The following is a 26,727-nucleotide window of genomic DNA, read 5'->3' as shown; positions in this document are numbered from 1 at the left end:
CATGCTTTGAACGAAACACCCGACGACGGCTTTCTGACGCATTCCTCGCACTGGGGCGCCTTCCACGGGCGCTGGCGCGACGATGGGCTGGAAGTCCGCGCGTTTGCGGATGATCCATCGCCGTCAGCCATCCTTGGCAATCTCGAAACGGCGGCTCGGCATAAATCCCGCATTGCCCGCCCGATGGTGCGCCGCGGCTGGCTGGAGAACGGTCCCGGCCCGACCGATCGGCGGGGCAGCGACACTTACGTTGCCATGGAATGGGACGAAGTGGTGCCGCTGCTGGCGGGTGAGTTTAGGCGCGTCTACTCGGATTACGGTCCGCGCGCCGTCTACGGAGGCTCCTATGGCTGGTCGAGCGCCGGACGGTTCCACCACGCCCAGAGCCAGGTCCATCGCTTTCTCAATTGTCTTGGCGGCTATGTACGCTCGGTCAACAATTACAGCGCCGGCGCGGCGATGGTCATCCTGCCTCGCGTCTTTGCTGGTTATGACGAGTCCTACCTGAATTCAGTGCGTTTCGAGGAAATGGCGGAGCACACGGATCTCGTCCTCTCCTTCGGTGGCATGGCTGCAAAGAATGGCTCCGTCACCGGGGGTGGCACCAGTCGCCACCTGGTTCCGGGCTATCTTGCCGCGATGCAGAGCCGGGGCTGCAGCTTCCACCTCTTCAGTCCACTGAAGGCCGATTTCGATCCGGCGATCGGAGCGCAGTGGCACGCGATCCGTCCCGGTACGGATGTTGCCGTCCTGCTCGCCATCGCACACACCATGGTTATGGACGGCACCCATGACCGGGCATTCCTGGACCGCTGCTGCATCGGCTTCGGCACTTTCGAGGATTATCTGCTCGGTCGCGAGGACAACCAGCCGAAGAATGCGCGATGGGCATCCGGCATCTGCGGAATTCCGGAAGAGGATATTCTCGCCGTTGCCCGGAAGATTGCCGGACGTCGGACGGTGATCGCCGTAAGCCAGTCCGTGCAGCGCGCCGAACATGGCGAGCAGCCGATCTGGATGGCGATCGTGCTCGCCGCGATGACAGGGCAGATCGGCCTGCCCGGCGGCGGTTTCTGCTACGGCCTCGGCTCCATGGCCGATAGCGGAACGCGTCGGGTCGCCGTCAGCGCCGTCGCGCTCGATCAGGGGAGAAATCCGGTCCGTGATTTCATTCCCTGTGCGTCGATATCCGAGATGCTGCTCAATCCCGGCGGCACGCAGGACTATAACGGTGAAACCCTGACCTTTCCGGATATTCGGCTCGTCTACTGGGCCGGAGGAAATCCCTTCCACCATCATCAGGATCTCGGACGCCTGCGGCAGGCCTTCGGGCGGCCCGATACGATCGTCGTCCATGAAAGTGTCTGGACGGCCAGCGCCAAGCACGCCGACATCGTGCTCCCGGCGACCATGACGCTGGAACGCAACGATATCGCTTCCTCGCGCAGCGACGAGCGCATCATCGCCATGCACAGGCTTGTGCCGCCTTTTGCCGAGGCTCGGGACGATTATACGATTTTCAGCATGCTTGCGGCCGCTCTCGGGGTTGGCGAGGCATTTACCGAGGGACGCTCGGAGGAGGAGTGGCTGCGTGCCCTCTATGCGGCAACGGCGCGCAAATGCGAGGCGGCGAACTGGTCGCTCCCGGACTTCGACACCTTCTGGCGCGAAGGGCAGGCCAAGCTGCCGTTCGCCAAGTTCGACGGTGGCCTGCTCCGGCGTTTTCGCGACAATCCGGAAGACCATCCCTTGCCGACGGCGAGCGGCCGGATCGAGATAAGCTCCCCGACGATCGCCAGCTTCGGCTATTCCGATTGCCCGGAGCATCCGGCCTGGATACCGCCGGTCGAGGGTGCCGGTTCCCCGCGCATGGCCCGTTTCGCCCTGCAGCTGGTCGCCAACCAACCAGCCGTCCGGCTGCACAGCCAGCTTGATTTCGGAACACTCAGCCAGTCATCCAAGCGCGACGGCCGCGAGCCGATGATGATTAATCCGGCCGATGCCGGAATGCGCGGCATCGCCGATGGCGACATCGTGCGCGTCTTCAACGACCGGGGCGCATTCCTCGCCAGCGCCGTTGTCTCTGGCGACATCCGCGAAGGCGTGGTGCAGATCGCAACCGGCGCCTGGTTCAATCCCGTGGAGACGGCGGACGGAAGCGTGTTCTGCGCTCACGGCAATCCGAATGCCGTGACCCGCGACGCGGGAACCTCTCGCTTTGCCCAAGGCTCTACTGGCCAGTTGTGCCTGGTCGAAATGGAGCGTTACGACGTCCGGCCGCTTCCATCCATCACAGCCTATGATATGCCCGTGGTCGAGGCATTACCTGCTGCAAGGAGAAGCTGACGATGGCGGGACGCAAACCGATGGGGAAATCCGGTCCGGAAGAGCCGGGCAATGGCGAACGGCGCGCAACGATCCGCGAAGTCGCAGCAGCTGCGAACGTCTCTATCGGCACTGTGTCGCGTGTGGTGCTCGGCAACGTGCCTGTCAGCAGCGAGCTCAGCGAGCGGGTGCTCGCCGCCGCGCAAAGTCTTGGATATCGGCCGAAAGGCAAGGGAATTGTTGCGGCGAAGTCGCCGGCTGTCCGGCTCGTCGGCCTGTTCGTGACGGATCTCTCCAACCTGCTTTACGGACAGGTGGTGAGCGCCGTGGAGGAGCGGCTGGCGCAGCTTGGCTATACGCTGGTGGTCGCCAATACCCAGAACGACGAACGGCGCGAGCAGGAATTGCTCACCCTCTTGTCGGAAGGCGTGCTCACCGGTGCGATCATGTCGATCGGCACGGAGCGCCAGCCACGCCTGAAGCAGGCATTGAGAAAGGCGAAGGTGCCTTCCGTCATCCTTGATCGCGAGCCGCCGGAAGGCGTGGACAGCGTCCTTGTCGATCACCGGGAAGGGGCGCTGGGCGCCTGTCGCTACCTGATCAGCCTTGGTCATAAGCGGATCGCCATGATCACCGCCGACAGGATCGTCCGGCCGGGCGTCGAGCGGATCGCCGGTTTTGCACAAGCTCACCGGGAGGCCGGGCTTCCCTTCGACGAAGAACTCATCCGGGCGGGTTGCATCACCGCCGACGCCGCCTGCGCCGAAACACGGCAGCTGCTTCAGTCGGCAACCCGGCCGACGGCGATCATGACCCTTGGCAGCCAAGCTCTTACCGGCACGTTGCGCGGCATCGACATTCTGGGATTGAGCATACCGAAGGACGTTTCCGTTTTCTGTTTCGGCGATACGGACACGGCGCGCATCGTCCGTCCTCCGATGACCTGCGTCCAGTGGGATCGCCGCGAGCTTGGCCGCCAGGCCGTCGACATTCTCATCGGGCGCATGGAGGGCAAGACAGATTCGCCGCCGCGCTCGATTGTCCTGCCGACGGAAATTATCCTTCGGCAGTCCTGCGCGCCTCCATTCCAACCCTGACGATCGAGAGAGGTGGCCATGGATTTCGTCTATCGCAGCAGTCCGGCGGAAATCATCTTCGGCAGCCACTCCAGCGAGAAACTGTCGGATTGCATGGTGAAGCTCGGCTGCCGTCGGGCGCTGGTGCTTTCCACCGCCGGTCAGAAAATCCGGGCGGGCCTGTTTACAGATCGGCTGGGTGGATTTGCGGCTGGCCAGTTTTCCGGCGCCGTCATGCACACGCCCGTGCCGGTGACGGAGGCCGCCCTGCATTATGCCAGGCAGATTGGCGCCGATTGCCTCGTTGCCTATGGCGGCGGCTCGACTATCGGGCTCGGCAAAGCGATCGCCTATCGCACCGACCTGCTGCAGATCGTTATTCCGACGACCTATGCCGGCTCGGAAGTGACGTCCATGCTCGGCCAGACGGAGAACGGGCTGAAGACCACGTTGCGCAGCGACAAGGTGTTGCCGGAAGTCGTCATCTACGATCCCGAGTTGACGCTGGGCCTGCCCGTCTCCGTCAGCGTGACGAGCGGGCTGAACGCCATCGCCCACGCGGCGGAGGGGCTTTATGCCCCGGACCGCAACCCGGTGTCCTCGATCATTGCCGTCGAAGGCATGCGCAAATTCGCCGAGGCGCTTCCGAAGATCGTCGCCGATCCCGCCGATCGCGCCGCGCGAACGATAGCGCTCTGCGGCGCCTGGCTGTGCGGCAGCGTGCTCGGGCAGGTTGGAATGTCGCTCCATCACAAGATCTGCCACACGCTCGGTGGCAGCTTCAACTTGCCCCATGCGGAAACCCATTCAGTCATGCTGCCGCATACGATCGGCTTCAATGCTGCCGTGGTGCCCGAACTGCTGGCGCCTGCTGCGGCGATTTTCGGCAAACCGCTGGGGCGCGGGCTTCAGGATTTTTCACGCGGCCTCGGCGCGCCCATCGCGCTCAGAGATCTCGGACTGACCGAGGGTGATCTCGACCGCGCTGCCGAGCTGGCGACGCAAAATCCCTATGCAAATCCGCGGCCTCTCGATCGCCAGGCCATTCGGGCGATGCTGCGGCGAGCCTGGGCCGGCCTGACGCCGGAAGGCTGAACGGAAGACTCGAGGAGGAACACATGCAGTCGATTGGAAAAGGCTATTTCACGGAAGAAAACTCCGTCGAGGTTGTCATTGCCCGCAATGCGGAAACGGCCGATCAGCGTCTCAAGTTCATCCTCGAGGTCATTACTCGCAAGCTGCATGAAATGGTCAAGGAAATCGAGCCCAGCCAGGCGGAGTGGTTCGAGGCGATCCAGTTCCTGACTCAGACAGGGCAGCTCTGCAACGAATGGCGACAGGAGTTTATTCTGCTTTCCGATGTGCTCGGGGTTTCCATGCTGGTTGATGCGATCAACAACCGCAAGCCCTCCGGCGCGTCGGAAAGCACCGTCCTCGGCCCATTCCATGTGGCGGAGGTTCCGGAACGACCGATGGGCGCCAATATCTGTCTCGACCAGAAGGGCGAGGATATGCTCATCCATGGCCAGATTCGCGATACGGCCGGAAATCCTGTTGCCAACGCCCTGCTCGATGTCTGGCAAGCTAATGACGAGGGCTTCTATGACGTCCAGCAGCAAGGCCTGCAGCCGGAATTCAACCTGCGCGGCATGTTTCGCACAGGCGAGGATGGACGGTACCGGTTTCTCGCCGTGAAGCCCAAATATTATCCGATTCCGGACGACGGAACCGTCGGCAAGCTCCTGAAGCGGCTAGGCCGCCATCCATACCGGCCGGCCCATCTCCATTTCATTATCAAGGCGGACGGGTTCCAAAGCCTGACTACGCACATATTCGATCCGGACGATCCATATATCGAGTCCGACGCCGTCTTCGGCGTCAAGGAAAGCCTGCTTGCGAATTTCAAGCGCAACGAGGACCCGGCGCAGGCCGCGCAGCTGGGGTTCAAGAGCTGGTTTTGGGACGTCGAGTTCGATTTCGTCCTCGCTCGCGCGAACTCTTAGATTGTTTCATTTGTTTCATAAGTATTTTCTCCTGATCACGATATTGTTCTGGAAAATGTGATGATATTGCTGTAGTTTCACGGTGAATAATTTCCTGGAGGAGGAAGTTGTTTTTGCAGTATTTTCAAGCGAAAGGCTGAGCCCGTAGGCTCAGCTGCGCAAGGTCAGCCGGTAGTTGAGGGAGAGAGGCATGTTAAAATTCAAGCATCTGGTATTGGCGATCGCCACGGTCTTTGCAGCTGGAGGCGCTGCTCATTCCAGTTCCGCGACCACGCTCGACGACATCAAGGCGCGCGGCAGCCTGATCTGCGGCGTTCTTGGAACGAGCCAGCCTTACGGTTACATCAATGCGCAGACCAAGGAGGTCGAAGGCTACGAGGTGGATCTCTGCCGCATGGTGGCCGAAAGCCTGGGCGTCAAGGCAGAGCTAAAGGTCACGTCTTCGGAGGCGCGAATTCCGGAGCTGATGCAGGGCCGCGTCGATATGCTCGCCGCGCTGATTTCCTACAGTCCCGAACGCGCCCAGCAGATTGAATTCAGCAATTCGTATCTTCGCGAAAACTTCGGTTTCCTGGTCTCCAAGGATGCCGGTGTGACCAAGCTTTCCGAGCTGGACGGCAAGCGGCTGGGGATGAACAAGGGCAATTTCCTGGAAGCGCTGACAAAAGTGAAGTTGCCCAATGCTTCGATCATTGCTTTCGAGGAACAGCCGGCGGCCTTCGTGGCCATGCAGCAGGGGAAGGTTGTCGGTATCGCAGGACGCTTTTCCTCTTTGCGGGTTCTGCAGATGCGTGCCGGCGACAATGCGCGCCCGACCGAGATTGTCTCGGAGCCAATCACGACGCAGTCTTGCGGCTTCATCGTCAGGAAAGGCGAGACTGCCTTTCGAGATTACCTGAACACCTTCCTCAGCCACTTGGAAGCCTCCGGAAAGGCAGAGAAGCTTTATACGAAATGGCTGGGGGCCGACTCGGCCTACAAGTTCGAACGCACATTCAAGGTCGGTGACCCGCTTTAAGGCGGATCACCCCTCAGGCCGGAATTACCCCGCCTGCCATGGACAAAGGCAGGCGGGGCGCGTGACGAAGGATTGGCGCTCGCCCAGGATATTGGCCTTGTGAAACCGAATTTCGATTGAGCTTACGGGCGCAGGAATAGAAGATGAAGACGTCGATAGCCACGGTTTCGATCAGCGGGGAGCTGCCCGAGAAGCTTGAGGCGATTGCCAGGGCCGGTTTCGATGGGGTGGAGATCTTCGAGAACGATTTCCTCGCCTTCGACGGCAGCCCTGCCGATGTCGGAAAGATGGTCCGCGATCATGGGCTGGAGATCACCCTGTTCCAGCCGTTCCGCGATTTCGAGGGCATGCCCGCCACGCATCGGGGCCGCACCTTCGATCGCGCCGAGCGCAAGTTCGACGTCATGCAGGAACTCGGCACCGACCTCGTTCTCGTCTGCTCCAACGTCTCGCCGGTCTCGCTTGGCGGCATCGACCGGGCGGCGGCCGATTTCCACGAGCTCGGGGAACGGGCTGCCAAACGCGGGTTGAGAGTAGGCTATGAGGCGCTCGCCTGGGGCCGGCATATCAGCGACCACCGCGATGCCTGGGAGATCGTGCGGCGTGCCGACCACCCGAATATCGGTCTCATCCTCGACAGCTTTCACACGCTGTCGAAGAAGATCGACATCAATTCGATCCGCTCCATCCCCAAGGACAAGATCTTCATCGTCCAGCTCGCCGATGCGCCGCTGATCGACATGGACCTGCTCTACTGGTCACGGCATTTCCGCAACATGCCGGGCGAGGGCGATCTGCCGGTGACTGCGTTTACCACCGCAATCGCCGAGACCGGTTACGACGGTTATTTCTCGCTGGAGATTTTCAACGACCAGTTCCGCGGCGGATCAAGCCGGGCGATTGCCGATGACGGCTATCGCTCGCTCATCTATCTCGGCGACCAGGTGCGCCGCAGCCCGAATGCATCGGGCCTGACGGTCCGCGACATGCCGGACCGCGCGGCGGTCAAAGGGGTCGGTTTCGTGGAGTTCTCCTCCGACGAGAAGGACGCGGCCGATCTGGCTGCGATCCTGCGAACGCTCGGTTTCCGCAAGACGGCGGTGCACAGGACGAAGAAGGTCAGTCTCTACAGCCAGGGCGATATCCGTCTCCTGGTCAACACCGACGAGAAGGGGTTTACCAACGCCTCGTTTGCCGTCCACGGCACCTCGGCCTATGCCATGGCTCTGGTCGTCGAGGACGCGGGGCAGGCGTTCGAACGGGCGGTGGCGCTCGGGGCTGAGCCGTTCCGGCAGCAGGTGGCCGCGGGCGAAGTGGAGATACCGGCGATCCGTGGCGTCGGCGGCGGGCTCGTCTACCTGATCGACGACAAGAGCAATCTCGGCCGCTTTTCCGAGATTGACTTTCAGTCCGTGAGCGAAGAGGGCGAAGCCGAGGTGACGCCGGCGCATCTTCAGCATGTCGACCATATCGCCCAGACGGTCGCCTACGAGGAAATGCTGACCTGGCTGCTGTTCTACACCTCGATCTTCGAAATGCAGAAGACGCCGATGGTCGATATCATCGATCCGGCGGGCGTGGTGCGCAGCCAGGTGGTCGAAAACGCCTCCGGCACGTTGCGGATCACGCTGAACGGCGCCGAGAACCGCCGCACGCTGGCGGGGCATTTCATCGCCGAAAAATTCGGGTCCGGCGTCCAGCATCTCGCCTTCCACACCGACGACATCTTTGCGACCGCCGCGGCGCTGCGAAAGAACGGCTTCAAGCCGCTACAGATCTCACCCAACTACTACGGCGACGTCGAAGCCCGTTTCGGCCTCGATGCGGAACTTTCGGAGCGGCTGAAGGAAGAGAACATTCTCTATGACCGCGACGAACACGGCGAATATTTCCAGCTCTACAGCATGACCTATGGCGAAGGTTTCTTCTTCGAGATCGTCGAACGGCGCGGCTATCGCGGCTACGGCGCCCCGAACGCCATCTTCCGCATCGCGGCGCTGAAGAAGGCGCTTCGGCCCGAAGGCATGCCGAGGGTGTGAGGCATTCGCGCCAATTGCATATCACAGAGTCTATTGGTTGAACGCGGCGTGATGACTACCGCATTTCGACCGCGTCAACCCCTTCAAGTTAAGGCGAGACTGCCGCTATAGTCGATGGTTCATATCCCTTCAAGGCGGCCAATGTGCACCTGCAGTCGAAGCGCGGAGCGGCGATGAGTTTCCGCCCGCGCCCGTCGCAAAGGCGAGCGCTGCTGCACAGCTCGACAGTTCGTTCACTTTGCAATTCAAAGGTCAAACTGTTGACCTCACGACAAAAATTCAGGGGTCGGGACAAGCGTCAGTCTTGCAGTTGAAAGCTTCGTTCAGTTGATGACGTTTTCAGAGCCTGCAGCACCTCGGTTGCCGTCCGACTCTCAAGATGGCAGGACGGAGATCAACTTGGTTAGTGTTTTGACTAGGTTTTGTCGCTCAGCATTATCTAGGGCACGAATCCCGAGTAGGAGATGCGAAGCCCTGGCCACTTCCGCTCTGGTTCGGTTTAAGAGCTCCCGACCAGACTCCGTGATTTCGACATATATCGTTCGTTTGTCAGAAGGATGCGGTACCCGCGTGAGGTAAGACCGCTCCTCCAGTTTGGTTAGCCGTCCAGTAATGGCGCCAGTTGTCACCATACAAAGGCTCGCCAGATCGCTCGGCCGCAGGGGACGAGTCTCCGGGCGCTGAGCGAGGTGAGTGAGAACGTCGATGTCCCCAACTCCGATACCAAAGGGTACAAGGATCGCTTGGAGAGATTCCTGGTCCAATTGGTACAAATGCCGTATCCTCATGGCTATCGCAATCGGTGCACTGTCCTCACCCGGAAAATCAGTTTCCCACTGCCGCACAAGGTCGTCGAAGACCTTTTGGGTCTGAGAAATAGGCCGTTCGTTTGTATCAAACATCTTAAGATAAAATCTCCGAAGCTCATCCAGTCCTAGCAAAGCCGAGCACCGCGCGCAAATTGCTCATCACCTGCAAACCTGCCGGTGAGACTTCGCGATCGGTGAGCTTGACAGGATATATTTTAGCACTAAGATACATCTAAATCAAAAGGGAGGCAGCGATGATATCAGAACCATGTGCGCTCGCAGGTGATCCGCCATACTTTCAGAGCTTTGAGGATTATCCCAGCAAGGAGACGCTGAAAGCAGCCTTCGGACAATTGCCGTCCGGCGTCGTAGTTGTGACGAGCATCGCCGCTGACAACGAGTTTGCCGGCGCAACGGTGAGCTCCTTCAATTCCCTGTCCTTCGATCCTCCACTAGTCGCTTTGGGTCTTGCGCAAACTTCGAAGACGTTGGCCGCCATATTGGGATTCCAACACTTCGCTGTCCATTTCGTTTCGGAGGCGAACCGCGACCTCGCGCTGCGATTTGCCTCCGGCTCGACGTCCAAGTTCAAGGACGTTTCTTGCAAGCTCTCTCGGAATGGCGTTCCGCTTCTTGCGGGCTTTCACACCTCGATCGAATGCGTGCTCGATAGCGCGCAGATAGCCGGAGACCATCAGCTCCTCATCGGCCGGGTCCTTTCGGCATCGGTTGGAGATGACTGTGGGGGGCCGGTAGCCTGGTTTCGCCGAGGCTTTCATTCGTGCCTGCCTGTCGCTGACCGCTCCGGCAGCGACAGGCGCTATGTAGAATAAGGAATTGATCGTGAACATGACCATGCAAGCACTCGCGCACCCCGTGGAACAGAAGGGTTTGGAATCTCCCTGTTCCACCAAAATTGGCAGAGACATTCGCAGGAAGGCGGCTGAGCTGGTTCCGCTGCTGCGCAAGAATGCGTTGGAGGGCGAAAAGCTCGGTGCTTTGACGCGCGAAAGCCTGCAAGCGCTCAACGACATCGGCGCGTTTCGTCTAACGCTGCCGACGGATTTCGGCGGTTATGCGCTTGGAGCGCGTGACGTTGTAGAGATTGTCAGTGAGATCGGACGCGGCGACGGCGCCGCAGGCTGGATGGTGTTCGTTGCGGGTGGCTTGCGGAACATTATCTCCTTTCCGGACGATGCGGTTCAGGAAATCTTTGACTGTGGACAGAGCTGGGTCGGCCCGCTTGCCGCCGGCGCCTCAATCTTCGCCACCAAGGTCGGCTCCGCCCGCCCCGTCGAAGGAGGCTGGATGGTCAGTGGTTCATGGCACTTCGGCAGCGGTTGCAAGCACGCAAAATGGATCGCCGTCGGCGTCGACTATGAATGTGCGCCGGGTGAAATGGGCCGGGCAATGGCTATCCTGAATGCCGAGCAAATGGAGATCATTGACAACTGGCGCGTCATGGGGATGAAGGCGACATCGTCGAACAGCCTGACCGTTAAGGAAGAGCAGTTCGTGCCCGACCGCCGCTTCATGGATATGCGCGAATTTCCGATGCGCATGGACGAAACGCGCCGACGCTACAGCGGCCTTGCCAGCCAGTTCGACGCCCGCGGCTTAATGCTTCTGACCAATCTGACACACATGGCCATCGTGCTTGGAATGGCGCGCGGAGCACTCGAATGTTACATCGACATGGCGAAAAAGCAGCGGCCTTTCAATCTACCCTATCCGAGCGTGGCCGAAATGACATCCACCCAGGTTTGTGCGGCTAAGGCCTATGCGATGATCAAGATGGCTGAAGCGGTTGCTTATCGCACCGCCGACACGCTCGACCGTCATGCGATCGAAGGGATAGATATATCGCATGAGCAGGAACAGTCGATGATGATGGAGGCCGTCCACGCCACCAACTCGCTCGATGGCGTGCTAGGCACGCTCCAACTCAGTATCGGTTCGGCGACCGCCAACGAGAGCAACCCCGTGCAGCGATTTGCCCGCGACGTGCGCGTAGCGCTGCTCCATGGCGCCGTGCGTCTTGATCCGACAGCAGAAATCTTCGGGCGCCAACTCATGGGAATTGCGCCCTTCCCGATGTTTGCGGGCGGTCTGCCCGACCGGTCGCAGCCAGCGCCGGCCGTTTGAATTTTGCGCCCGTGCGGTAGGAGGCCGCGCGAGCATTCCACAGGGAGGAGAGACTTTGGAACAGGGAGTGAGGGTGCACACCGTCAGCGGACCGACGGCAGCACGGGGTTTTGAGTATAGCTCGGACGGCTGGAGGGTTCTAGGCGCACTGTGGCTGGTTGTGCTGCTGGTCGTGGCGGTGCCCAGTGCGGGCATTTCGGTCATCAATGCTCAAATGATCGCGGATCTTAATTTAGATCGCTCGGTATTCGGCCTGGGTTTCGGCATGTTTGTGATGATGATGGGCTTTCAGGGGCCGGTCGTGGCAATCTTGATGGAGAAATGCGGATATCAGCGGACCGTCACCTTTGGCTGTGGCGTCCTTCTGGTGGGCGCAGTCGCCATGGCGACGCTTGTCAATACGGGTTGGCAATATGTTGTTGCCTTCGGCATCGTCGTCGGGACTGGCGTATGTGTCGCAGGCATGCTGCCTGCCCAGGCAGCCATTGCAAGGTGGTTTCACGTTCGGCGTGCCCTTGCCGTTTCGGTCGTGCTGTCGGCGATCGAGTTCGGAGGCTTTCTATCGCCGCCGGCGCTCGACCGCTTGCTGGCTGTATCGGATAACAACTGGCGTTTGGGATGGTGGGTGATCGCTGGTCTCGCCGGCATAGCCCTGCTGACAGCTCGCCTGGCGCTGAACGAACGTCAAGTTGAACGTCTTGTGACGCAAAACCCAACGGGCATCGAGTCGTTGGGCGAGACGCATGTTTTCAAAAGCCAGGTTCGCTGGTCCCTGAAGGAAGCTGCGAGAACCAGAGCCTACTGGCTCATTCTTGCTTATATGAGCGTTGCCGGCGTGGCTTGGGTTTTCCTGATGGCGCACGGCGTCGTCCATCTTCAGGACATCGGCTACACATCCACCGATACCGCAATTGCTATGGCGATCACCATTGTCGCGTCGTTCATCGGCAATATGACTGCAGGAGTTCTGGGAGACCGCATATCTCCTGCAGTCATCGCTGCTGCTGGCATGGCGCTCGTCGCGGCTGGCTTCTTCCTGCTGATCCATCCGCAGGGGTTTGCCGGGATTTGGATGTATGCGGTGCCTGCCGGGATTGGATACGGGGCCTCACAGGTCTGCTTAATGGCACTGCTCGGCAATTACTTCGGCAGGGAATCCTTCCCGTCAATGTTCGGATCGATGATGCCGGCTTCCACGTTATGCGCCGCATCGGGAGCGGCCGGCGCCGGAGCGATCTTCGACCAAATGGGATCATATGACCTGATGTTCAACATCATTATCGGGCTCTGCGCATTTGCTTCACTCGCCATTTTGCTCGCCTCGCCTCCTGGATCTGCAAGCACCAATGAAAACCGGCTCGGGGAAGAGGCCGGCCAATGAGACATGTTTTTCACGTATGGGAGGGGAAAATGCGAATTCGGTTGAGCTACGTCATACCTATTGTTCTTATGACTGCGACCATGGCGCCTGCAGACGACGGTCTCGCAATCGCTGTTCCGCCAATCAATCCGATCGGCGGCATTCAAGAACCCGTATTCGTCGGCCCCTTATCGACAACCGGTAAGTGGCTTCATAACAACGGTATCGATATCAATCTTGACTATGTGAACATCTACCAAACCGCGCCATCCTTTGGCTTCGAAGGAGGATCTTCTGCGAATTATGGCATGTTTATCTTCGGTGCCACGGGGAACCTGACACCTGACCTAAGGGTCAAATGGGTGGAGACAATCAACTTCCCATCCTACAACGTCGACAACTACTTGTTCGATCTGTCGAACGCATTCTTTCCGGTCCCGGTTGTCGACACGCGCACCGATCTGACGCGACTGACGGTCGAAGCGGATTTCCTGGATGATCGGCTTCGGGTGGAGGCAGGTCGAATGGGATTGGCCCAAGACTTCATGACGCGCGGATTCTGCGGTGGATTAGGATGTTTGAACTCAACGCTTGCAATCACGCTGAACATGCCGGGAGAATCGTTGGCTGTCTGGGGTGCGCGAGCAGCCTACAAATTCAACACACATACAGCGATCGGCTTCGGGATCGTCGAGGACAATCCGGACAACTGGCAGGAGGGATCCGGTTGGAATTGGGGCAAAGGTGATGCTGAAGGCGCTATTGCAATCGCAAACCTCACTCACAAGGAGTCGTTCTTCGACAATCCCAATCCGTTGAAGTTCGAGGTCGGCGCCTACTACCGTTCCTCACGATACGAGGACGCTCTCTACAACTCCGGTTGGGGTAACCCCACCTTCGGTCCAACGCCGACGGTCATCGAGCACGAAGGCACGGCCGGCGTCTACGGCCAGGTCCGCAAGGTGATCTGGAGCGCTCCCGGTACCGGACCCGTTCCGGAGAACGTCGCGCTCTATGGTGGGTTGTTCCATACTTTCGGCGACGGCCAGGCCTACCCATGGGAAGCTTTTGCCGGCATTGAATATTCGGGCTTCTGGTCAGAGAACCCGCTCGCCACAATCGGTGCGTCCGTCCACTATATCGGGCTTAGCGAGAAACGCGCTGAATACGAGAGAAATGCGCGACTATTCTTTTCGGGCATCGATGATAAACAGCCGCGGGATACGTTCATGTTCGACGTTCATGGAAGCGTCGGGCTGTTCGAGCATGGCATCCTCGACATCGGCGCTGCCTACATGATCAACCCCAACACTTCGGTGCTCGGGGATTTCTCCACCGGCCGGCAGAAGGACGGTTTCGTGTTCTACGCGACCCTTGCCTTCGACATCAGCGGAGGCCTCGGTCTCTCGCCGTTGCGCCGGCCATAGTCCGTTAGCGTACGTCAATAGGGATAGGGACATGGAAGAGGAAAACAAAGAACAGTTGGAGCGCAATAAACGCCTCGTTCGAGATTTCTACCGCCGGGTATTCGACGGCCAAAACCCTGATGCGGTGAAGGATTTTGTGACCCAGGACTATCGCCAGCACTGCGAACACATTCCGAGTGGTCTATCCGGGCTCGAAGGTTTCGTAAAAACTGTTTTTCCGAACGGGCCGGTTCCCGAGCCGAAGGAAATGCGCATTCCTCCAGCCTTCATCATCGCTGAGGGGGACTTGGTGGTGGTCGCCGCCTATCTGCCTCAGCCGGAGCCGGACGGCAGCGGCAAGACCTACGACTATTTCGTCTTTGATGCCTTTCGCATTAACGGCGACAAACTTTCCGAACACTGGAGTAGCGTCAACAAGATAGCACCGCCCAAGCACTGATATCGAACACAAAGTAACGATAGGAGTACAAACACATGAAGCTTTACCAGGTTCCCGGAACCTGCTCGACCGCATCGCGGATCGTTCTGGAAGAGGCAGCGATCATGATTGACCTTCAGGATGTCGATCTGCGGACCAAGAGTCTCCAGGACGGGACGAGCTATCTTGCTGTCAATCCCAAGGGTCAGGTTCCGGCACTCGTCCTTGAGGACGGGCAGATCCTCACGGAAGGCGCGGTGATCATGCAGTACGTTGCAGATCAGGCGCCGGCGTCCGGGCTGCTGCCGCCACCCGGCGATTTCGCCCGCTACCGCGTGCTCGAGTGGACGAACTATATCGCCACCGAACTACACAAGACCTTCTCGCCGCTGAACCGGCCAAACACGCCGGCTGAGTATCGCGAACTGATCAAGTCGACGTTGCTGCCTCGGGTCTTTGGAGTGATCGAGGCCCGTCTCGCAGAAAACGCATATCTTGCCGGCGATACATTCACGATCGCCGACGCTTATGCTTACGTTGTGCTGGGCTGGGCAAAAATGGCCGAGCTCGATCTGTCGGCTTGGCCACGGATCAGCGCCTATCTTCAACGAGTTGGCGAGCGCCCGTCGGTTCAGAAGGTGGTGAGGGTGCTACCGGCCCACTGAGTAGCGCGCCAGTCGCCGCAGAACGACGAGCTGACGCCTGACAATCTTCCGGGCATCGAACATCCGGTCGCCTGCGGATCAAGCCGCATGTTTCGAAAACATCTCCGACAAGCTCACCTTCGCACAGCGACGTGCGGGGAGAAGGTTTCTGCGGCCTGAGAAAGGAGCGGGAAGTTGGGCAGAGGAAGCATTCATTCGAAGGAAGGATTTGAAGTGACTTACTTAATTCGACAAATGGGGCATGTCGTTATCTCCTCACCCGACCCCCTCGGGGCGGCAAAGGATATATGCGACGTCGTGGGCCTTCGCATCACCGAACAAGACGAGGACGCGGTCCATCTTTCAAGCAATGACCGGCATCATGAGGTCACTTACGTTAAGGGCGAGGGCAAGGCGGTCGCATGCGGGTTGGAGGCCGTCAGCCCTGAGGCCGTGGACGAAGTGAAGCGGCGCGCTCTATCGGACGGTCTCACCGTGCTGGACGATAAGCCGCTCGGAAAGCACTACGACAAAGCCGTGCGCATCGTCGCTCCTGGTGGCGCAATCTTCGAGATCCACACCCCGATCGCCCGCAATCAGCCACGCCGCTACAATTATTCGACGCCCGGAGCGCGCCCCCGCCGTATTGAGCACATCAACGCTTTCGCGCCGGATACCCAAGCCTTCGGTGAGTTCTGCGTGAAAGTTCTCGGCATGAAGCTCTCGGACCAGACGGAGGAAGATGGCTTGCGTTGGTACCGAGCCGAGGACGGGTTCCACCACACGATAGCCATGGGGCCGGGCGAGAGCGGGCTGCACCACTACGCCTTCGACCTCCACTCGCTCGAGGATCTCGCGGCAATCGCCGACAATCTGACTCTCAAGGACAGGGCTCTGGTCTGGGGACCCGGCCGGCACGGCGCCGGCGGAAACATATTCACCTACTATGCTGACCCGCATGGCTGCCTGGTCGAAAATTCCATCGAGCTCGACCGCATCGACAACGATGCAACCTATGAGCCACGGACCTGGGACATTTCCGAAGGACTGGCCGGCCGCTGGCTCAATCTGTGGGGCACGCCTCCTACACCTGGCTTCCTGCGTCCGGGCATAGCATTCGATCCGGACTTCTGATCGCCGGCGTCGGGGAAGGGTCGCTGTTCGGTTGTTGTCGGTTGAAGGGGGAGGAAAAGTCATGACGGAATACGATGTCATTATTGTCGGCTATGGACCCGCGGGAAAGATACTCGCTCGGCAGCTTATCGATGGTGGGCACACAGTAGCGGTAGTGGAACGCTGGCCGGAAGCCTATCCGCTGCCACGGGCGATTGGATACGACCACGAGATAAAGCGCATCTTCCATGCTCTCGGTATCGCTAGCGAGGTCGCAGCCATTTCCCGGGAGATGGGGCACTATGTTTGGTACAATGCCGACTGGAAAGTCCTGATTGACATCGACGAGACCAGGGAATCGATCTCCGGCGGCCCGACGGGATATACGTTCAATCAGCCAGAGCTAGAGCAGATCCTTCACGAGGATCTCAGGCGTCGGGACGGAATCTCGTACTATCTTGGCATGGAAGCCGTCGCTGCGCGTGACAGCGGCAATCACGTTGAGATTGAAATAGCCCGCTTCGATGAGCAAAATCTCACCATCGATCATTCACAGACGAGCCCGCTGATCGGACGCTATCTGGTTGGCTGCGACGGCGCTAATAGCCTCGTACGGCGGCTCATGAATGTTCCGATCATCGATCATGGCTTTGACGAGGCTTGGCTGGTGGTTGATGTCAGGCCGAGCGATCCCGAAAAGTTGTGCATCCCCGATGCCGCCCAATGGTGCAACCCCGAGCGCCCGACCACGATCGTGCCGAGCGGGATGCGCAACAGGCGTTGGGAATTCATGTTGCGTCCTGAAGAGGATCCCGCGGAGATGTGCGGTGCCGACAAGGTTTGGGAACTTCTCGCACCCTGGCTGTCACCTGCTGACGGCGAGCTCATCCGAAGCGCGAGCTATCGCTTTCGTTCGCTTCTCACCTGCGGCTGGCGAAAGGGCCGGATGCTGATCGCCGGAGACGCCGCCCATCTCATGCCGCCGTTCATGGGGCAGGGTATGTGCGCCGGCCTGCGTGATGCCTGGAATCTCGGATGGAAGCTCAACCGAGTTCTCGACGGCTCTGCCGCCGAAACACTGCTCGACAGCTACGAGGTCGAGCGTTCTCCCCATGTGGATGCGGTGATCAGGATCTCGATGGCGATGGGACAGTTGATCTGCGCGCTCGATCCGGAGGCGGCTCGCTATAGGGACGAGGCTTTCTTTGCCGGCGACATTCCTCCTCCGCCGGTTTTTCCTTCGCTGTCGGGCGGCATTATAGCCCGTGACGCTGGTGGAAAGATGATCGGCGCTGCGGGCGAACTCCTGCCGCATGACGACCTGGAGCATGACGGCATCATCTTACGGCTCGACAATCTGGCTGGTCGGAATTTTGTGCTGGTAACGCGCCAGGCTGTTGATGGCGTACGGCTGGAGAGGCTAGGGATTCGGCAGGTCATCCTAGGCGAGGGCGCTTGGCGCGACATCAGCGGACGTCTTTCGCAGTGGCTTGAAAGCCGCGGCGCCGTTGCCTATCTGGCCCGCCCGGATTTCTACTCCTTCGGCTCCGCAGCCAATGCCGATGATCTCGAAGCTCTGCTTGGTGCCTTTGAAGATCTGATGGGAGGACCTGAATATGTCTTCAATGAAGTCGCATAGCGCAACTATCGCGCTGGTATTCGGTCATATCGCCGGAATGATCGATCTTGCCGCCCTGCCCGTCTGGGTGGGGGCGCTGTCCGGCGGCTTCGGGCTCGGAAACACGCATGCCGGCGGCCTGGTAACGGCCTTCCTGCTCGGCATCGTGCTGGCGAGCCTCGTGGTGGCGCGCGTGTTTCACAAGGTGCCCGGTCATATGCTGGCACCGGCCGGCTATGGCGCCAGCGCCATCTGCCTTTTCGCGATGTCACAACTCCAGCCGGATTTTGGCACCTTCTTCATCCTGCACGCACTTGCCGGTACTGCCACGGGAATGGCGCTGTCGACGACGCATGGGACCATGGGACGGACAGCCAATCCTTTGCGCATCTTTGCGATCGGCTCCGCCGGTTTCGGTGTGTTCGCGCTGGTATTCCTGGGTACGGCCCCGGTGGTCATCGCCCACACAGATCCGGCCAAGCTCTTCGTGATCCTTGCCGCGATCATGGCAGCGGCAGCATGCGTGACATCGGCTTTCTTCCCCAAGGAACGGGCGGAGGCGGGCACGCCCGCTCATGCGGCCGCTCGCATCCCCTCCGTTGTCTGGCTGGTAATCTTTGGGGTGATGCTGATGAACCTCGTGCAGGCGCTGACCTTTTCCTACGTGGAGAGGATTGGCATGGCGAGGGGCTATGGAGCGCGCGAGGTGCAACTGGTCCTCCTCTCAATCGGGATCGTCAACATGTTCCCCGCGCTGATAGCCGCCGCTTTTCAGGGGCGGCTGCCGCCGCTTAAGGTCGGCATCGCCGGTGCGATCGTACAGGCTCTTCTCTCCGTTATGATCACCGTCCCGAGCGATCTCCTGCTCTATGCGCTTTCTTCGCTCTTCTTCGCTGCGATCATGATCTTCACCCACACTTTCCTGTTTGGCTTTCTCGCCAAGGCAGACCCTTCTGCTCGGGCTGCAGCCGCCACGCCAGCGATGACGATGTCGGGCTCGGCGGTCGCACCGCTGCTGGGCGGCGTTCTCTCGGACGTGGTTGGCTACCAGGCTATCGGCCTGACGGCTGCAATGGTCGCCTGCGTGACGGTGACCCTGTTCGCGCGAGCGCATCAGTCCACGCGTCCGATCCGACAATCCCGCGCGACGTGACATTTCGCTGCCTCAACACTTCAACGGAGATCAACTCATGGGCTTCACACCGAACCCAGACCATCGCTACCGAATGCCTGTCGTCTTCGGGCCGGCGGTAGGCCCGCGTCAAAAGCCCGGTGGCGGCATGTGGTCGCTGGATGAAACCGGCACCATGAATGCGGAATGGATGGCGATCACCTACCGCACAGACGCCGACAAGCTGAAGGCGCTGCTGCCACCTGGCATGAGCCTGCGCGGCGAGCCTCTCCTCAGCGTTTCCTGCGCCTGGTTCAAGAACCTCTACTGGCTCGCCGGCCGCGGCTACGGCATTTTGTCGCTTGATTTTCCGGTGACCTATCAGGGCAAGACTGAGACACTCGACGGGTCTTTCTGCCCAGTAATCTGGGAGGGGCAGCCCGAGGCGATCCTGACCGGCCGCGACGAAATGGGCTTCCCGAAGCTCTTCTGCGACATGCCAGAAATTGCCTGGGATCACCAGAAGGGAAAGGCGTCCTGCGAGACGTCCTGGTTTGGTTTCAAATTCTTCGACATCGCGCTCGCCGACATGGTCGAGGAAGATGCACCGCCGAGCCTGCCGGGTTCCGGCGGCGGAGCAGCCATGTATTATAAGTACGTGCCCCGTACAAACCCGCGGAAGGGAGCAGGCGCGGACATCGCCTACGTCACAACGCCGGCGCCACGACCGGGTGAGGGGCGGCCCGATGCCATCAGCTTCGAAGGTTACGATTTCAAACGGTGGAAGGCCAAGGGCAGCTTCAACTGGCATCGTGCCACTTTCGAGCAACTCCCAACGACCTTCCATATCGTCAATACGATTGCCGACCTTCCATGCCTTGAGATCGTCAGGACCGAGATGGTCGCTTTCTCAGGCCCCGGCATCGGTGTGTCGGTGAACAGCATCCGGCCGGTCGAACCCGCCGGGCAAACAGGAGAATGACATGAAACTCGCCAGATTTGCAGTCGAAGGAGAAACGCGGCTCGGCCGAGTGGACGGTGATCACGTCATCGACCTGAGCGCGGTGGCGCCGGGTCTAAATGGCTCGATGCGACATCTGATCGATCGGCTGCATGAATTGCGGCCGGCCATTGAAAAGGCCGATGCGCCACGCGTTCCGCTATCTGATGTTCGACTGCTGGCGCCAATCGACGATCCGCGCAAGTTCCTGGCCATCGGCATGAACTATAAGGCGCATGCCGAGGAGGCCGCCGCCGCCGGTATACCGATGCCCAAGTCGCAGCTCTGGTTTAACAAGCAGGTGTCGTGTATCAACGGCCCCTTCGACGACGTGGTCATTCCAAAGGTGTCGGAAAAGGTCGACTATGAGGCCGAACTGGGCTTCATCATCGGCACGCGGTGCCGGCATGTCAGCCATGAAGATGCGCGTTCCGTTATCGCGGGCTATTTCGTGGCCAATGATGTGACCGCCCGCGACTGGCAGTTCCGCTCGCCCACCTACACGCTGGGCAAGAGCTTCGATACGCACGGCCCGATCGGGCCGTGGATCACGACCGATGACGAGATTGTTGATCCGCATGATCTGACATTGACGCTTTCGCTGAACGGAGAGGAGCGGCAGCGGACGTCGACCGGCGACATGATTTACAACATCTGGGTTCAGATCGCATATCTCTCGACTGTGATGACCCTCGAACCGGGCGATATCATCGTCACCGGAACGCCGTCGAACGTGGGAATTGCGACCGAAACATTCATGAAGCCAGGCGATATCGTCCGGATTGAGATCGACGCCCTTGGCGCAATCGAAAATCGGTTTATCTCGGAATAAGGAGGACATAATGATGAACGCCGAACTTCTGATCTCTGGTAGAAGCGCCGCGGCCAAGGGAAACAGGACCTTTAGCCGTATAAATCCCTATAACAACGAAGTTGCCTCCACGGTGGCTGCCGCGTCGATCGAAGATGCGTTGAGAGCGGTGGCTGCGGCTCACTCTGCGTTTACGGACTGGGCCGCAACCGGACCCCACGAGCGGCGCAAGCTGCTTTTGAAAGCCGCCGATCTGATGGAGGCACGCATCAAGGATTTCGTTGCCCTGACGATTGCCGAAACGGGCGCAACGAGTGGATGGGCGGGCTTCAATGTAGTGGTTGCCGCCAAGATGTTGCGCGAGGCGGCTTCTATGACTACGCAGATTTCCGGCGAAGTCATTCCTACGGATAAACCGGACTCCCTGGCTTTGGCCGTTCGTCAGCCGGCCGGTGTCTGCCTGGGCATTGCACCTTGGAATGCCGCAGTGATCTTAGGAACGCGAGCATTGGCGATGCCGCTTGCATGCGGCAACCCGGTGATACTGAAGGCCTCGGAAATGTGCCCCGCGACCCATGTGATGATTGGTAAAGTTTTGAATGACGCCGGGCTGCCGCCGGGCGTCATTAACGTGATCACCAACGCACCGGAGGACGCCAGCGATGTCGTCGAGGCGCTTGTTCGGGCACCTGAGGTGAAAAGAGTGAATTTCACCGGCTCGACGAAAGTCGGTCGGATTGTCGCAAAGCTCTGCGCCGAGGAGTTGAAGCCCAGCCTTCTGGAATTGGGCGGTAAAGCTCCTTTCATCGTGCTGGATGATGCGGATGTGGAAGGTGCTGTGAATGGGGCCGTTTTCGGCGCCTACTTGAACATGGGCCAGATCTGCATGTCCACCGAGCGGATCATTGTGACGAAGAACATCGCTGATCGATTTGTCAGCGCGCTTGCAGAGAAAGCTGCGAAATTGCCCGCTGGCGATCCTACCGGTGCCAATGTTTTGGGAGCGTTGGTCAGTCCGGAAGCGGCAGAGAAGATGGACGAGATCATTTCCGACGCCGTCTCGAAAGGCGCAACAATTCTGGCAGGGGGCCGACGAAATGGCACGGTGGTGGAGGCAACGGTTATCGATAACGTCACTGCCGACATGCGCATCTACCGCGAGGAATCGTTTGGTCCGGTCAAACCGGTGATCCGGGTGGAAGATGCCGAAGAGGCGGTCGAAGTAGCCAACGACACGGAATACGGTCTTTCAGCGTCGATCTACACCCAGAATGTCACGAAGGCGCTCAAGTTGGCCGCCCGCGTCAAGTCGGGGATTTGCCACATTAATGGCCCCACCGTCGCCGATGAACCCCAGATGCCATTCGGTGGGGTGAATTCGTCGGGATGGGGACGTTTTGGCGGTAAGGCAGCAATCGCCGAGTTCACGGATTTGCGGTGGTTGACGATTGAAGACGCTAAGCAACGATTTCCCTTTTAGCGCTGCATGACACGGCTACCTAGTGCACGGGTAGAGGAACTTCCGAAGACGATGCTAGGGATCGGGAACACCACCTGCCGAGCTGTCCAACAGTATCGGGATCGTAACCGGCGCCAAGAAGCGCATCGTCGCTGACAAGCTTCGCTCCTATGCAGCGGCACAACACCAGGTCATTCCGACAGTCGAGCATCGATCGCATCAGGCCTGGACAATCGCACCGAGAACTCGCATGGAAGGCCATCTGATCCAACCGCATCTGTCCCAAAAGACTCTTGCGGATTTAGCCTTACATCACCCAGCCAGGAGCTTTCTCGGATCATCCCCAACGAGATGGAGCGACCTGCTCGGATTGTGTGTGGATCCTCCTTAAGTTGGAGGTTGGGGGTGTTAGTCGGCGGGACGCCGGACGGTTGCGTGCAAAGAGTGCGTCGTCCTCACCCACAAGCAGAGCGGCCCGAGGAGGCGCTCGACTACATTGCTCAACTGGAACCTCATGGATTACATTTGAGTGCCGGCGCGTAGTCCTGAAAATGAGATATCGTCCCGTATGCAGGCGATCCGGTGACCACCGCTCACTTCCCTGAGCGCCGGACGCGCCAACGAACAAGCCTCAATCGCGAAAGGGCAACGTGTGCGAAACACGCAGCCACTTGGAGGATTCGCAGGGCTGGGTGGATCGCCACGAAGCGCGATCCTCAGGACCGGCCTGATATCCGCATCAACCCTAGGGATGGCGCTCAGCAAAACGGCTGTATACGGGTGACGGGGGTTGGAGAACACGGCCTCCACCGAACCTTCCTCCATGATCCGACCAAGATAAAGTACAACCACCCGGTTGCACAAGTGCTTCACGACCAGTAGGTCATGGCTGATGAACAGAAGGGTCAGGTTCAACGTCTCCCGCAACTCAATAAGCAGTGCGAGAATTTGAGCCTGAACGGATACATCAAGGGCGGAAACCGGCTCGTCGGCGACAATGAAGTCTGGCTCCGTCGCAAGGGCGCGGGCAATCCCGATGCGTTGACGTTGGCCGCCGCTGAACTCGTGCGGAAACCTTTGGGCGTGTTCCGGACGAAGTCCGACCTGAACTAGGAGATCCGCAATCCGGCTTTCGCGTTCGCTTCTGCTCTTGCGGGTATGGAGCTTCAAGGCATCGTTGATTTGCGAACCGATCCGACGCCTTGGATCAAAGCTCGAATAAGGATCCTGGAAAATAATCTGCATCCGTTGACGAAGTCGGCGCAAATCAGTCTTGTTCATGCCGTCGAGCGTCTCACCGTCGAAGGTCACCGAGCCACCGCTCAGAGGGATGAGATTGAGGAGAAGCCGTCCGATTGTGCTTTTGCCGGAGCCACTTTCGCCGACCAGCCCGACTGCCTCGCCGCGGTTGATGGTGATGGACACATCGGAGACAGCTCTGACCGGTTTTTTGGCGGACAGGAACTGCGACGATCCAAAGGTTTTTTCCAGGCACGAGGCCTCGATCAGCGGAATGGTCATAGTTCCTCCCAACGAATACACCGGGTTTTGCGGTCGACTTCAATGCTGACCAAGGAAGGTCGCTGTCTTTCACAGTCGGGAAGGCAAAGCGGACATCTCGGGGCAAACGAACAACCGGGTGGTAGATGATGCGGCGGCGAAACGGAGCCTGGAATACCAACGGGCGCGGGGCCGAACTCCTTGGGATAGCTCTTTAGGAGAGCCATGGTGTACGGGTGTTTGGGTTTGTGGAAGACATCTCCGACCGGTCCTTCTTCCAGAATTTCCCCGGCATACATGACCATCACCCGGTCAGCAATTTCGCGGACGACACCAAGGCTATGCGTCACAAACAGGATCGCGAGATCACCCTCATCCCGGCGTTTGCGGATGAGATCGAGGACCTGCGCCTGAATTGTCACATCGAGCGCCGTTGTCGGTTCGTCCGCAATCAAGAGCTTAGGCTGGTTGGCCAACGCCATCGCAATCATGACGCGCTGCTTCATTCCGCCGGACATTTCGTGCGGGTACACACGAGCACGACGGGCGGGATCCGCGATCCCGACAGATGAAAGGAGGTCGACGACGGCGTGCGAAACCTGCTTGCGGGTCATCTTCGCATGGGCTTGCAATGCTTCCGCCAGCTGGAAGCCGATCTTCTTGACCGGGTTGAGGCTGCTCGACGGATCCTGGAATATCATGGCGAGCTTGCGCCCGCGACGCTTCAAGAGCTCGCCTTCGCTAAGCCCGAGGATTTCTTCGCGCTCGATCTGGATACTGCCCGACCGCGCTGCAACCCCCTCGGGAAGCAGGCCCATGACCGACAGGCTGAGCAGCGATTTGCCGGATCCGCTCTCACCGACCAGCGCAACGATTTCGCCGCTACAGATCGATAAAGAGACATTGCGCACCGCATAAAGGGGAGCTTTATCGTTGGTAATCGTGACCGACAGGTCATTCACCAAAAGACAGGCGTCGCGATTCGCATCCGCCGCATGTGACAACCGCGGCTCGATTATCGCTCGGGCTCTGAGTCTCGGCCTTGGGTCGAAGTGGTCACGCAGACCGTCGCAAAGCGCATTCATGACGAGGACGATGAAGGTAAGCGCCGCAGCTGGCCAAATGAGGAGATGCGGAGCCTGATACATAGACATACGCGCGGACGCTACCATGAGACCGAGCGATGATTCCGGTGGCGGAACACCGAGACCTAGAAAGGAGAGGCCTGATTCCATGAGAACAGCCGTCGCCATGGCGATGCTACATTGGACCAGAAGCGGCCCGATAATGTTCGGCAATATCGTGCGGAACATGATAAAGGAGCTGCGCACCCCGAGCGCCCGCATGGCTTCGACGAATTCCTGTTCGCGGATACCAAGAACGCCGGAGTAAACGACCCGCACGAAAGTGGGTACGAAAACAACGGAAAGTACCCCAATCAGTGTCGTGAGCCCCGGACCCGCGATCGTCACGACCAGCAGGGCAACCAGCAAGGGCGGGAAACAGAGCATGACATCTGATCCCCTCAATGCGAGAACGGCTGCAATCCCTTTGTAATAGCCTGCAAGAAGTCCAAGCACCGTCCCGATGGCAGCGGCAATCAGCGTCGCGATCACTGCGATCGTCAAGGACACGCGCACGCCATGAAGAAGCCGCACTAGGACGTCGCGACCGAAATCGTCCTGTCCGAGCCAGTGCGAAGCGGACATCGGGCCAAAGCGGCCCGTAAAATCCATGGCAATCGGGTCGGCTCTCAGGATGAGTGGGCCGCAAAAGGCTGCAGCGACAAGGAGGGTCAGCGCAACAATACTGAAGACAAGTCCGGGCTTCATGCGACGCGGCTCCTGGGATCGAGCACTCCGTAAAGGATATCGATCAGCAAATTGAGGAGCACAAAGACGATCGAAATCGTCATGATGATGCCAACCACCATCGGGTAGTCCCGGTAGTTGACAGAAGACACGAGCAACGACGAAAGGCCCGGCCAGTTGAAGACGTATTCCACGAGGACTGTGCCGCCCAAGAGCCCACCAAGTTGCAGCCCGAAGACTGTGGTTATCGGCAGTAGCGCATTGCGGACGACATGGTGAATCATCGTCCGGGGTCGTGACACACCCTTGGCGCGTGCGGTACGAATATAGTCCTTCAGCGCAATCTCTAGAACGGCAGTGCGCGTAATCCGGAAAATCGTCGCTGAAAGCCCGACCGCGATCGTGGTTGCTGGCATGATCAGCAATATCAGATGCTGAACAGGATCTTCGCTGAAGTTTACGAAGCCGCCGGCAGGTACCAGCCGCCAATACTGCGCCAAAAGGTAAAGAATACCTGTTCCAACGACATAGATTGGAATGGAAATGCCAAGACCGGCAATGGCGCTGAGGACACGATCGATCCACATGCTTCTCGAAAGTGCCGCAGCCACCCCGAAAGGGATACCAACGAGGGCGCTGATCAACGCGGCTGCACCGATCAGTTCGAATGTGCGCGGCAAGCGCTTGGCGATTTCGGCTCCCACGGAGGCTTCGTCACGCAGCGAATATCCGAAGTTGCCGTGCACAAAACCCTTCCAGGCCTGCAGGTATTGTTGGAGGAAGGGCTGATCGAGACCGAGCTGGGTGCGCAAGGCGGCAACAGTTGCCGGATCTGGTGCGGAGCCACTTTGCGAAAGAAGGAGTTCCGCGGGGTCGCCCGGAACGAGGTAGATGATGGAGAAGACGACGCTTCCGACAATCCAGACCAGCAGGATTGAAATCAGCAAGCGTTTTACAAACCAGACCATAATGCTTTCCTAGATAACAGACGTCGGCAGATCCTGGGCATCCGAAAGATAATGCCGAAAACAAATCAGGCG

Annotated in this window: 22 protein-coding genes and 1 pseudogene; 19 read left to right on the top strand and 4 right to left on the bottom strand. The window is 59.3% G+C overall.

From position 1 onward, the window contains the following. Nucleotides 1–6 precede the first annotated feature (6 nt). From PMI07_RS15300 to PMI07_RS15275, 6 genes are all read left to right on the top strand, one after another. Nucleotides 7–2,346 (top strand): molybdopterin-dependent oxidoreductase, encoded by a 2,340-nt coding sequence (locus PMI07_RS15300; RefSeq protein WP_007773220.1) that lies wholly within the window; start codon nt 7–9, stop codon nt 2,344–2,346. A gap of 2 nt (nt 2,347–2,348) precedes the next feature. Continuing rightward, nucleotides 2,349–3,422 (top strand): LacI family DNA-binding transcriptional regulator, encoded by a 1,074-nt coding sequence (locus PMI07_RS15295; protein WP_007773218.1) that lies wholly within the window; start codon nt 2,349–2,351, stop codon nt 3,420–3,422. A gap of 12 nt (nt 3,423–3,434) precedes the next feature. Further along, on the top strand, nt 3,435–4,496 hold the full coding sequence (locus PMI07_RS15290; RefSeq protein WP_037086360.1) for a maleylacetate reductase: 1,062 nt from the start codon (nt 3,435–3,437) through the stop codon (nt 4,494–4,496). A gap of 23 nt (nt 4,497–4,519) precedes the next feature. After that, nucleotides 4,520–5,404, top strand: coding sequence for an intradiol ring-cleavage dioxygenase (locus tag PMI07_RS15285; protein ID WP_024163838.1), 885 nt, complete (start codon nt 4,520–4,522; stop codon nt 5,402–5,404). Between the two features lie 190 nt (nt 5,405–5,594). After that, nucleotides 5,595–6,422, top strand: coding sequence for a transporter substrate-binding domain-containing protein (locus tag PMI07_RS15280; RefSeq protein ID WP_007769621.1), 828 nt, complete (start codon nt 5,595–5,597; stop codon nt 6,420–6,422). A 143-nt stretch (nt 6,423–6,565) separates the two neighbouring features. Further along, nucleotides 6,566–8,461 carry a sugar phosphate isomerase/epimerase and 4-hydroxyphenylpyruvate domain-containing protein gene (locus PMI07_RS15275; protein ID WP_024163837.1) on the top strand — a complete coding sequence of 632 codons (1,896 nt, stop codon included), beginning with the start codon at nt 6,566–6,568 and terminating at the stop codon, nt 8,459–8,461. Between the two features lie 374 nt (nt 8,462–8,835). Here PMI07_RS15275 and PMI07_RS15270 read toward each other — a convergent pair whose 3' ends face one another. After that, nucleotides 8,836–9,249: a MarR family transcriptional regulator gene (locus tag PMI07_RS15270; protein ID WP_245277167.1), complete on the bottom strand. Its 414-nt coding sequence runs from the start codon at nt 9,247–9,249 to the stop codon at nt 8,836–8,838. Between the two features lie 275 nt (nt 9,250–9,524). Between PMI07_RS15270 and PMI07_RS15265 the strand changes: the two genes are divergently transcribed. The 13 genes and pseudogenes from PMI07_RS15265 to PMI07_RS34905 all read left to right on the top strand — a co-directional run. Continuing rightward, nucleotides 9,525–10,103, top strand: a complete 579-nt coding sequence (locus PMI07_RS15265) for a flavin reductase family protein (protein WP_007771955.1) — start codon at nt 9,525–9,527, stop codon at nt 10,101–10,103. 16 nt (nt 10,104–10,119) lie between these two features. Then, nucleotides 10,120–11,415, top strand: coding sequence for an acyl-CoA dehydrogenase family protein (locus PMI07_RS15260; RefSeq protein ID WP_245277166.1), 1,296 nt, complete (start codon nt 10,120–10,122; stop codon nt 11,413–11,415). 73 nt (nt 11,416–11,488) lie between these two features. Beyond that, nucleotides 11,489–12,796, top strand: coding sequence for an MFS transporter (locus PMI07_RS15255; protein WP_245277150.1), 1,308 nt, complete (start codon nt 11,489–11,491; stop codon nt 12,794–12,796). Between the two features lie 80 nt (nt 12,797–12,876). Beyond that, nucleotides 12,877–14,202 carry a carbohydrate porin gene (locus PMI07_RS15250; RefSeq protein WP_245277149.1) on the top strand — a complete coding sequence of 442 codons (1,326 nt, stop codon included), beginning with the start codon at nt 12,877–12,879 and terminating at the stop codon, nt 14,200–14,202. A gap of 31 nt (nt 14,203–14,233) precedes the next feature. Beyond that, on the top strand, nt 14,234–14,641 hold the full coding sequence (locus PMI07_RS15245; protein ID WP_007771942.1) for a nuclear transport factor 2 family protein: 408 nt from the start codon (nt 14,234–14,236) through the stop codon (nt 14,639–14,641). Between the two features lie 35 nt (nt 14,642–14,676). Beyond that, nucleotides 14,677–15,285, top strand: a complete 609-nt coding sequence (gstA, locus tag PMI07_RS15240; RefSeq protein ID WP_007771940.1) for a glutathione transferase GstA — start codon at nt 14,677–14,679, stop codon at nt 15,283–15,285. A 297-nt stretch (nt 15,286–15,582) separates the two neighbouring features. Continuing rightward, complete coding sequence (locus PMI07_RS15235; protein WP_245277148.1) at nt 15,583–16,398, top strand: VOC family protein; 816 nt, start codon at nt 15,583–15,585, stop codon at nt 16,396–16,398. 61 nt (nt 16,399–16,459) lie between these two features. Next, nucleotides 16,460–18,016, top strand: coding sequence for a bifunctional 3-(3-hydroxy-phenyl)propionate/3-hydroxycinnamic acid hydroxylase (locus PMI07_RS15230; protein WP_007771937.1), 1,557 nt, complete (start codon nt 16,460–16,462; stop codon nt 18,014–18,016). Further along, complete coding sequence (locus tag PMI07_RS15225; protein WP_024163836.1) at nt 17,994–19,148, top strand: MFS transporter; 1,155 nt, start codon at nt 17,994–17,996, stop codon at nt 19,146–19,148. The genes PMI07_RS15230 and PMI07_RS15225 overlap by 23 nt, the downstream gene beginning before the upstream one ends. A 37-nt stretch (nt 19,149–19,185) precedes the next feature. Continuing rightward, nucleotides 19,186–20,088, top strand: a complete 903-nt coding sequence (locus PMI07_RS15220) for an acetoacetate decarboxylase family protein (protein ID WP_024163835.1) — start codon at nt 19,186–19,188, stop codon at nt 20,086–20,088. A 1-nt stretch (nt 20,089) separates the two neighbouring features. Then, nucleotides 20,090–20,938: a fumarylacetoacetate hydrolase family protein gene (locus tag PMI07_RS15215; protein WP_007766310.1), complete on the top strand. Its 849-nt coding sequence runs from the start codon at nt 20,090–20,092 to the stop codon at nt 20,936–20,938. Nucleotides 20,939–20,951: 13 nt separating this feature from the next. Next, a complete protein-coding gene (locus PMI07_RS15210) occupies nt 20,952–22,397 on the top strand; it encodes an aldehyde dehydrogenase (protein ID WP_007766308.1) in 1,446 nt (481 codons plus the stop codon). A gap of 118 nt (nt 22,398–22,515) precedes the next feature. Continuing rightward, nucleotides 22,516–22,628: pseudogene (locus tag PMI07_RS34905) on the top strand (IS6 family transposase); the annotation flags it as partial. 267 nt (nt 22,629–22,895) lie between these two features. On the opposite strand, the gene PMI07_RS15205 reads toward PMI07_RS34905, so the two are convergent. From PMI07_RS15205 to PMI07_RS15195, 3 genes are read right to left on the bottom strand one after another with little or no spacing between them, the layout of a single operon-like run. After that, on the bottom strand, nt 22,896–23,897 hold the full coding sequence (locus PMI07_RS15205) for an oligopeptide/dipeptide ABC transporter ATP-binding protein (RefSeq protein WP_007766305.1): 1,002 nt from the start codon (nt 23,895–23,897) through the stop codon (nt 22,896–22,898). After that, the gene (locus PMI07_RS15200) at nt 23,894–25,708 is read right to left on the bottom strand and encodes a dipeptide/oligopeptide/nickel ABC transporter permease/ATP-binding protein (RefSeq protein WP_007766302.1); all 1,815 of its coding nucleotides are present in this window, start codon (nt 25,706–25,708) and stop codon (nt 23,894–23,896) included. The genes PMI07_RS15205 and PMI07_RS15200 overlap by 4 nt, the downstream gene beginning before the upstream one ends. Continuing rightward, nucleotides 25,705–26,655, bottom strand: coding sequence for an ABC transporter permease (locus PMI07_RS15195; RefSeq protein WP_012650553.1), 951 nt, complete (start codon nt 26,653–26,655; stop codon nt 25,705–25,707). Before PMI07_RS15195 ends, PMI07_RS15200 begins: the two co-directional genes overlap by 4 nt. Nucleotides 26,656–26,727 lie beyond the last annotated feature (72 nt).

It is taken from the genome of Rhizobium sp. CF080, from assembly GCF_000282095.2.
Taxonomy (GTDB): Bacteria; Pseudomonadota; Alphaproteobacteria; order Rhizobiales; family Rhizobiaceae; genus Neorhizobium.
Note: the sequence above shows the minus strand (reverse complement) of the source record. Positions and strands in the feature narration are given on the sequence as shown.

Coding starts and splice junctions, on each gene's coding strand:
- PMI07_RS15285 (WP_024163838.1), top strand. CDS start 4,520: ATGCAGTCGATTGGAAAAGGCTATTTCACGGAAGAAAACTCCGTCGAG.
- PMI07_RS15200 (WP_007766302.1), bottom strand. CDS start 25,708: ATGAAGCCCGGACTTGTCTTCAGTATTGTTGCGCTGACCCTCCTTGTC.
- PMI07_RS15230 (WP_007771937.1), top strand. CDS start 16,460: ATGACGGAATACGATGTCATTATTGTCGGCTATGGACCCGCGGGAAAG.
- PMI07_RS15215 (WP_007766310.1), top strand. CDS start 20,090: ATGAAACTCGCCAGATTTGCAGTCGAAGGAGAAACGCGGCTCGGCCGA.
- PMI07_RS15265 (WP_007771955.1), top strand. CDS start 9,525: ATGATATCAGAACCATGTGCGCTCGCAGGTGATCCGCCATACTTTCAG.
- PMI07_RS15220 (WP_024163835.1), top strand. CDS start 19,186: ATGGGCTTCACACCGAACCCAGACCATCGCTACCGAATGCCTGTCGTC.
- PMI07_RS15270 (WP_245277167.1), bottom strand. CDS start 9,249: ATGAGGATACGGCATTTGTACCAATTGGACCAGGAATCTCTCCAAGCG.
- PMI07_RS15195 (WP_012650553.1), bottom strand. CDS start 26,655: ATGGTCTGGTTTGTAAAACGCTTGCTGATTTCAATCCTGCTGGTCTGG.
- PMI07_RS15210 (WP_007766308.1), top strand. CDS start 20,952: ATGAACGCCGAACTTCTGATCTCTGGTAGAAGCGCCGCGGCCAAGGGA.
- PMI07_RS15275 (WP_024163837.1), top strand. CDS start 6,566: ATGAAGACGTCGATAGCCACGGTTTCGATCAGCGGGGAGCTGCCCGAG.
- PMI07_RS15205 (WP_007766305.1), bottom strand. CDS start 23,897: ATGACCATTCCGCTGATCGAGGCCTCGTGCCTGGAAAAAACCTTTGGA.
- gstA (WP_007771940.1), top strand. CDS start 14,677: ATGAAGCTTTACCAGGTTCCCGGAACCTGCTCGACCGCATCGCGGATC.
- PMI07_RS15245 (WP_007771942.1), top strand. CDS start 14,234: ATGGAAGAGGAAAACAAAGAACAGTTGGAGCGCAATAAACGCCTCGTT.
- PMI07_RS15250 (WP_245277149.1), top strand. CDS start 12,877: ATGGCGCCTGCAGACGACGGTCTCGCAATCGCTGTTCCGCCAATCAAT.
- PMI07_RS15260 (WP_245277166.1), top strand. CDS start 10,120: ATGACCATGCAAGCACTCGCGCACCCCGTGGAACAGAAGGGTTTGGAA.
- PMI07_RS15295 (WP_007773218.1), top strand. CDS start 2,349: ATGGCGGGACGCAAACCGATGGGGAAATCCGGTCCGGAAGAGCCGGGC.
- PMI07_RS15225 (WP_024163836.1), top strand. CDS start 17,994: ATGTCTTCAATGAAGTCGCATAGCGCAACTATCGCGCTGGTATTCGGT.
- PMI07_RS15280 (WP_007769621.1), top strand. CDS start 5,595: ATGTTAAAATTCAAGCATCTGGTATTGGCGATCGCCACGGTCTTTGCA.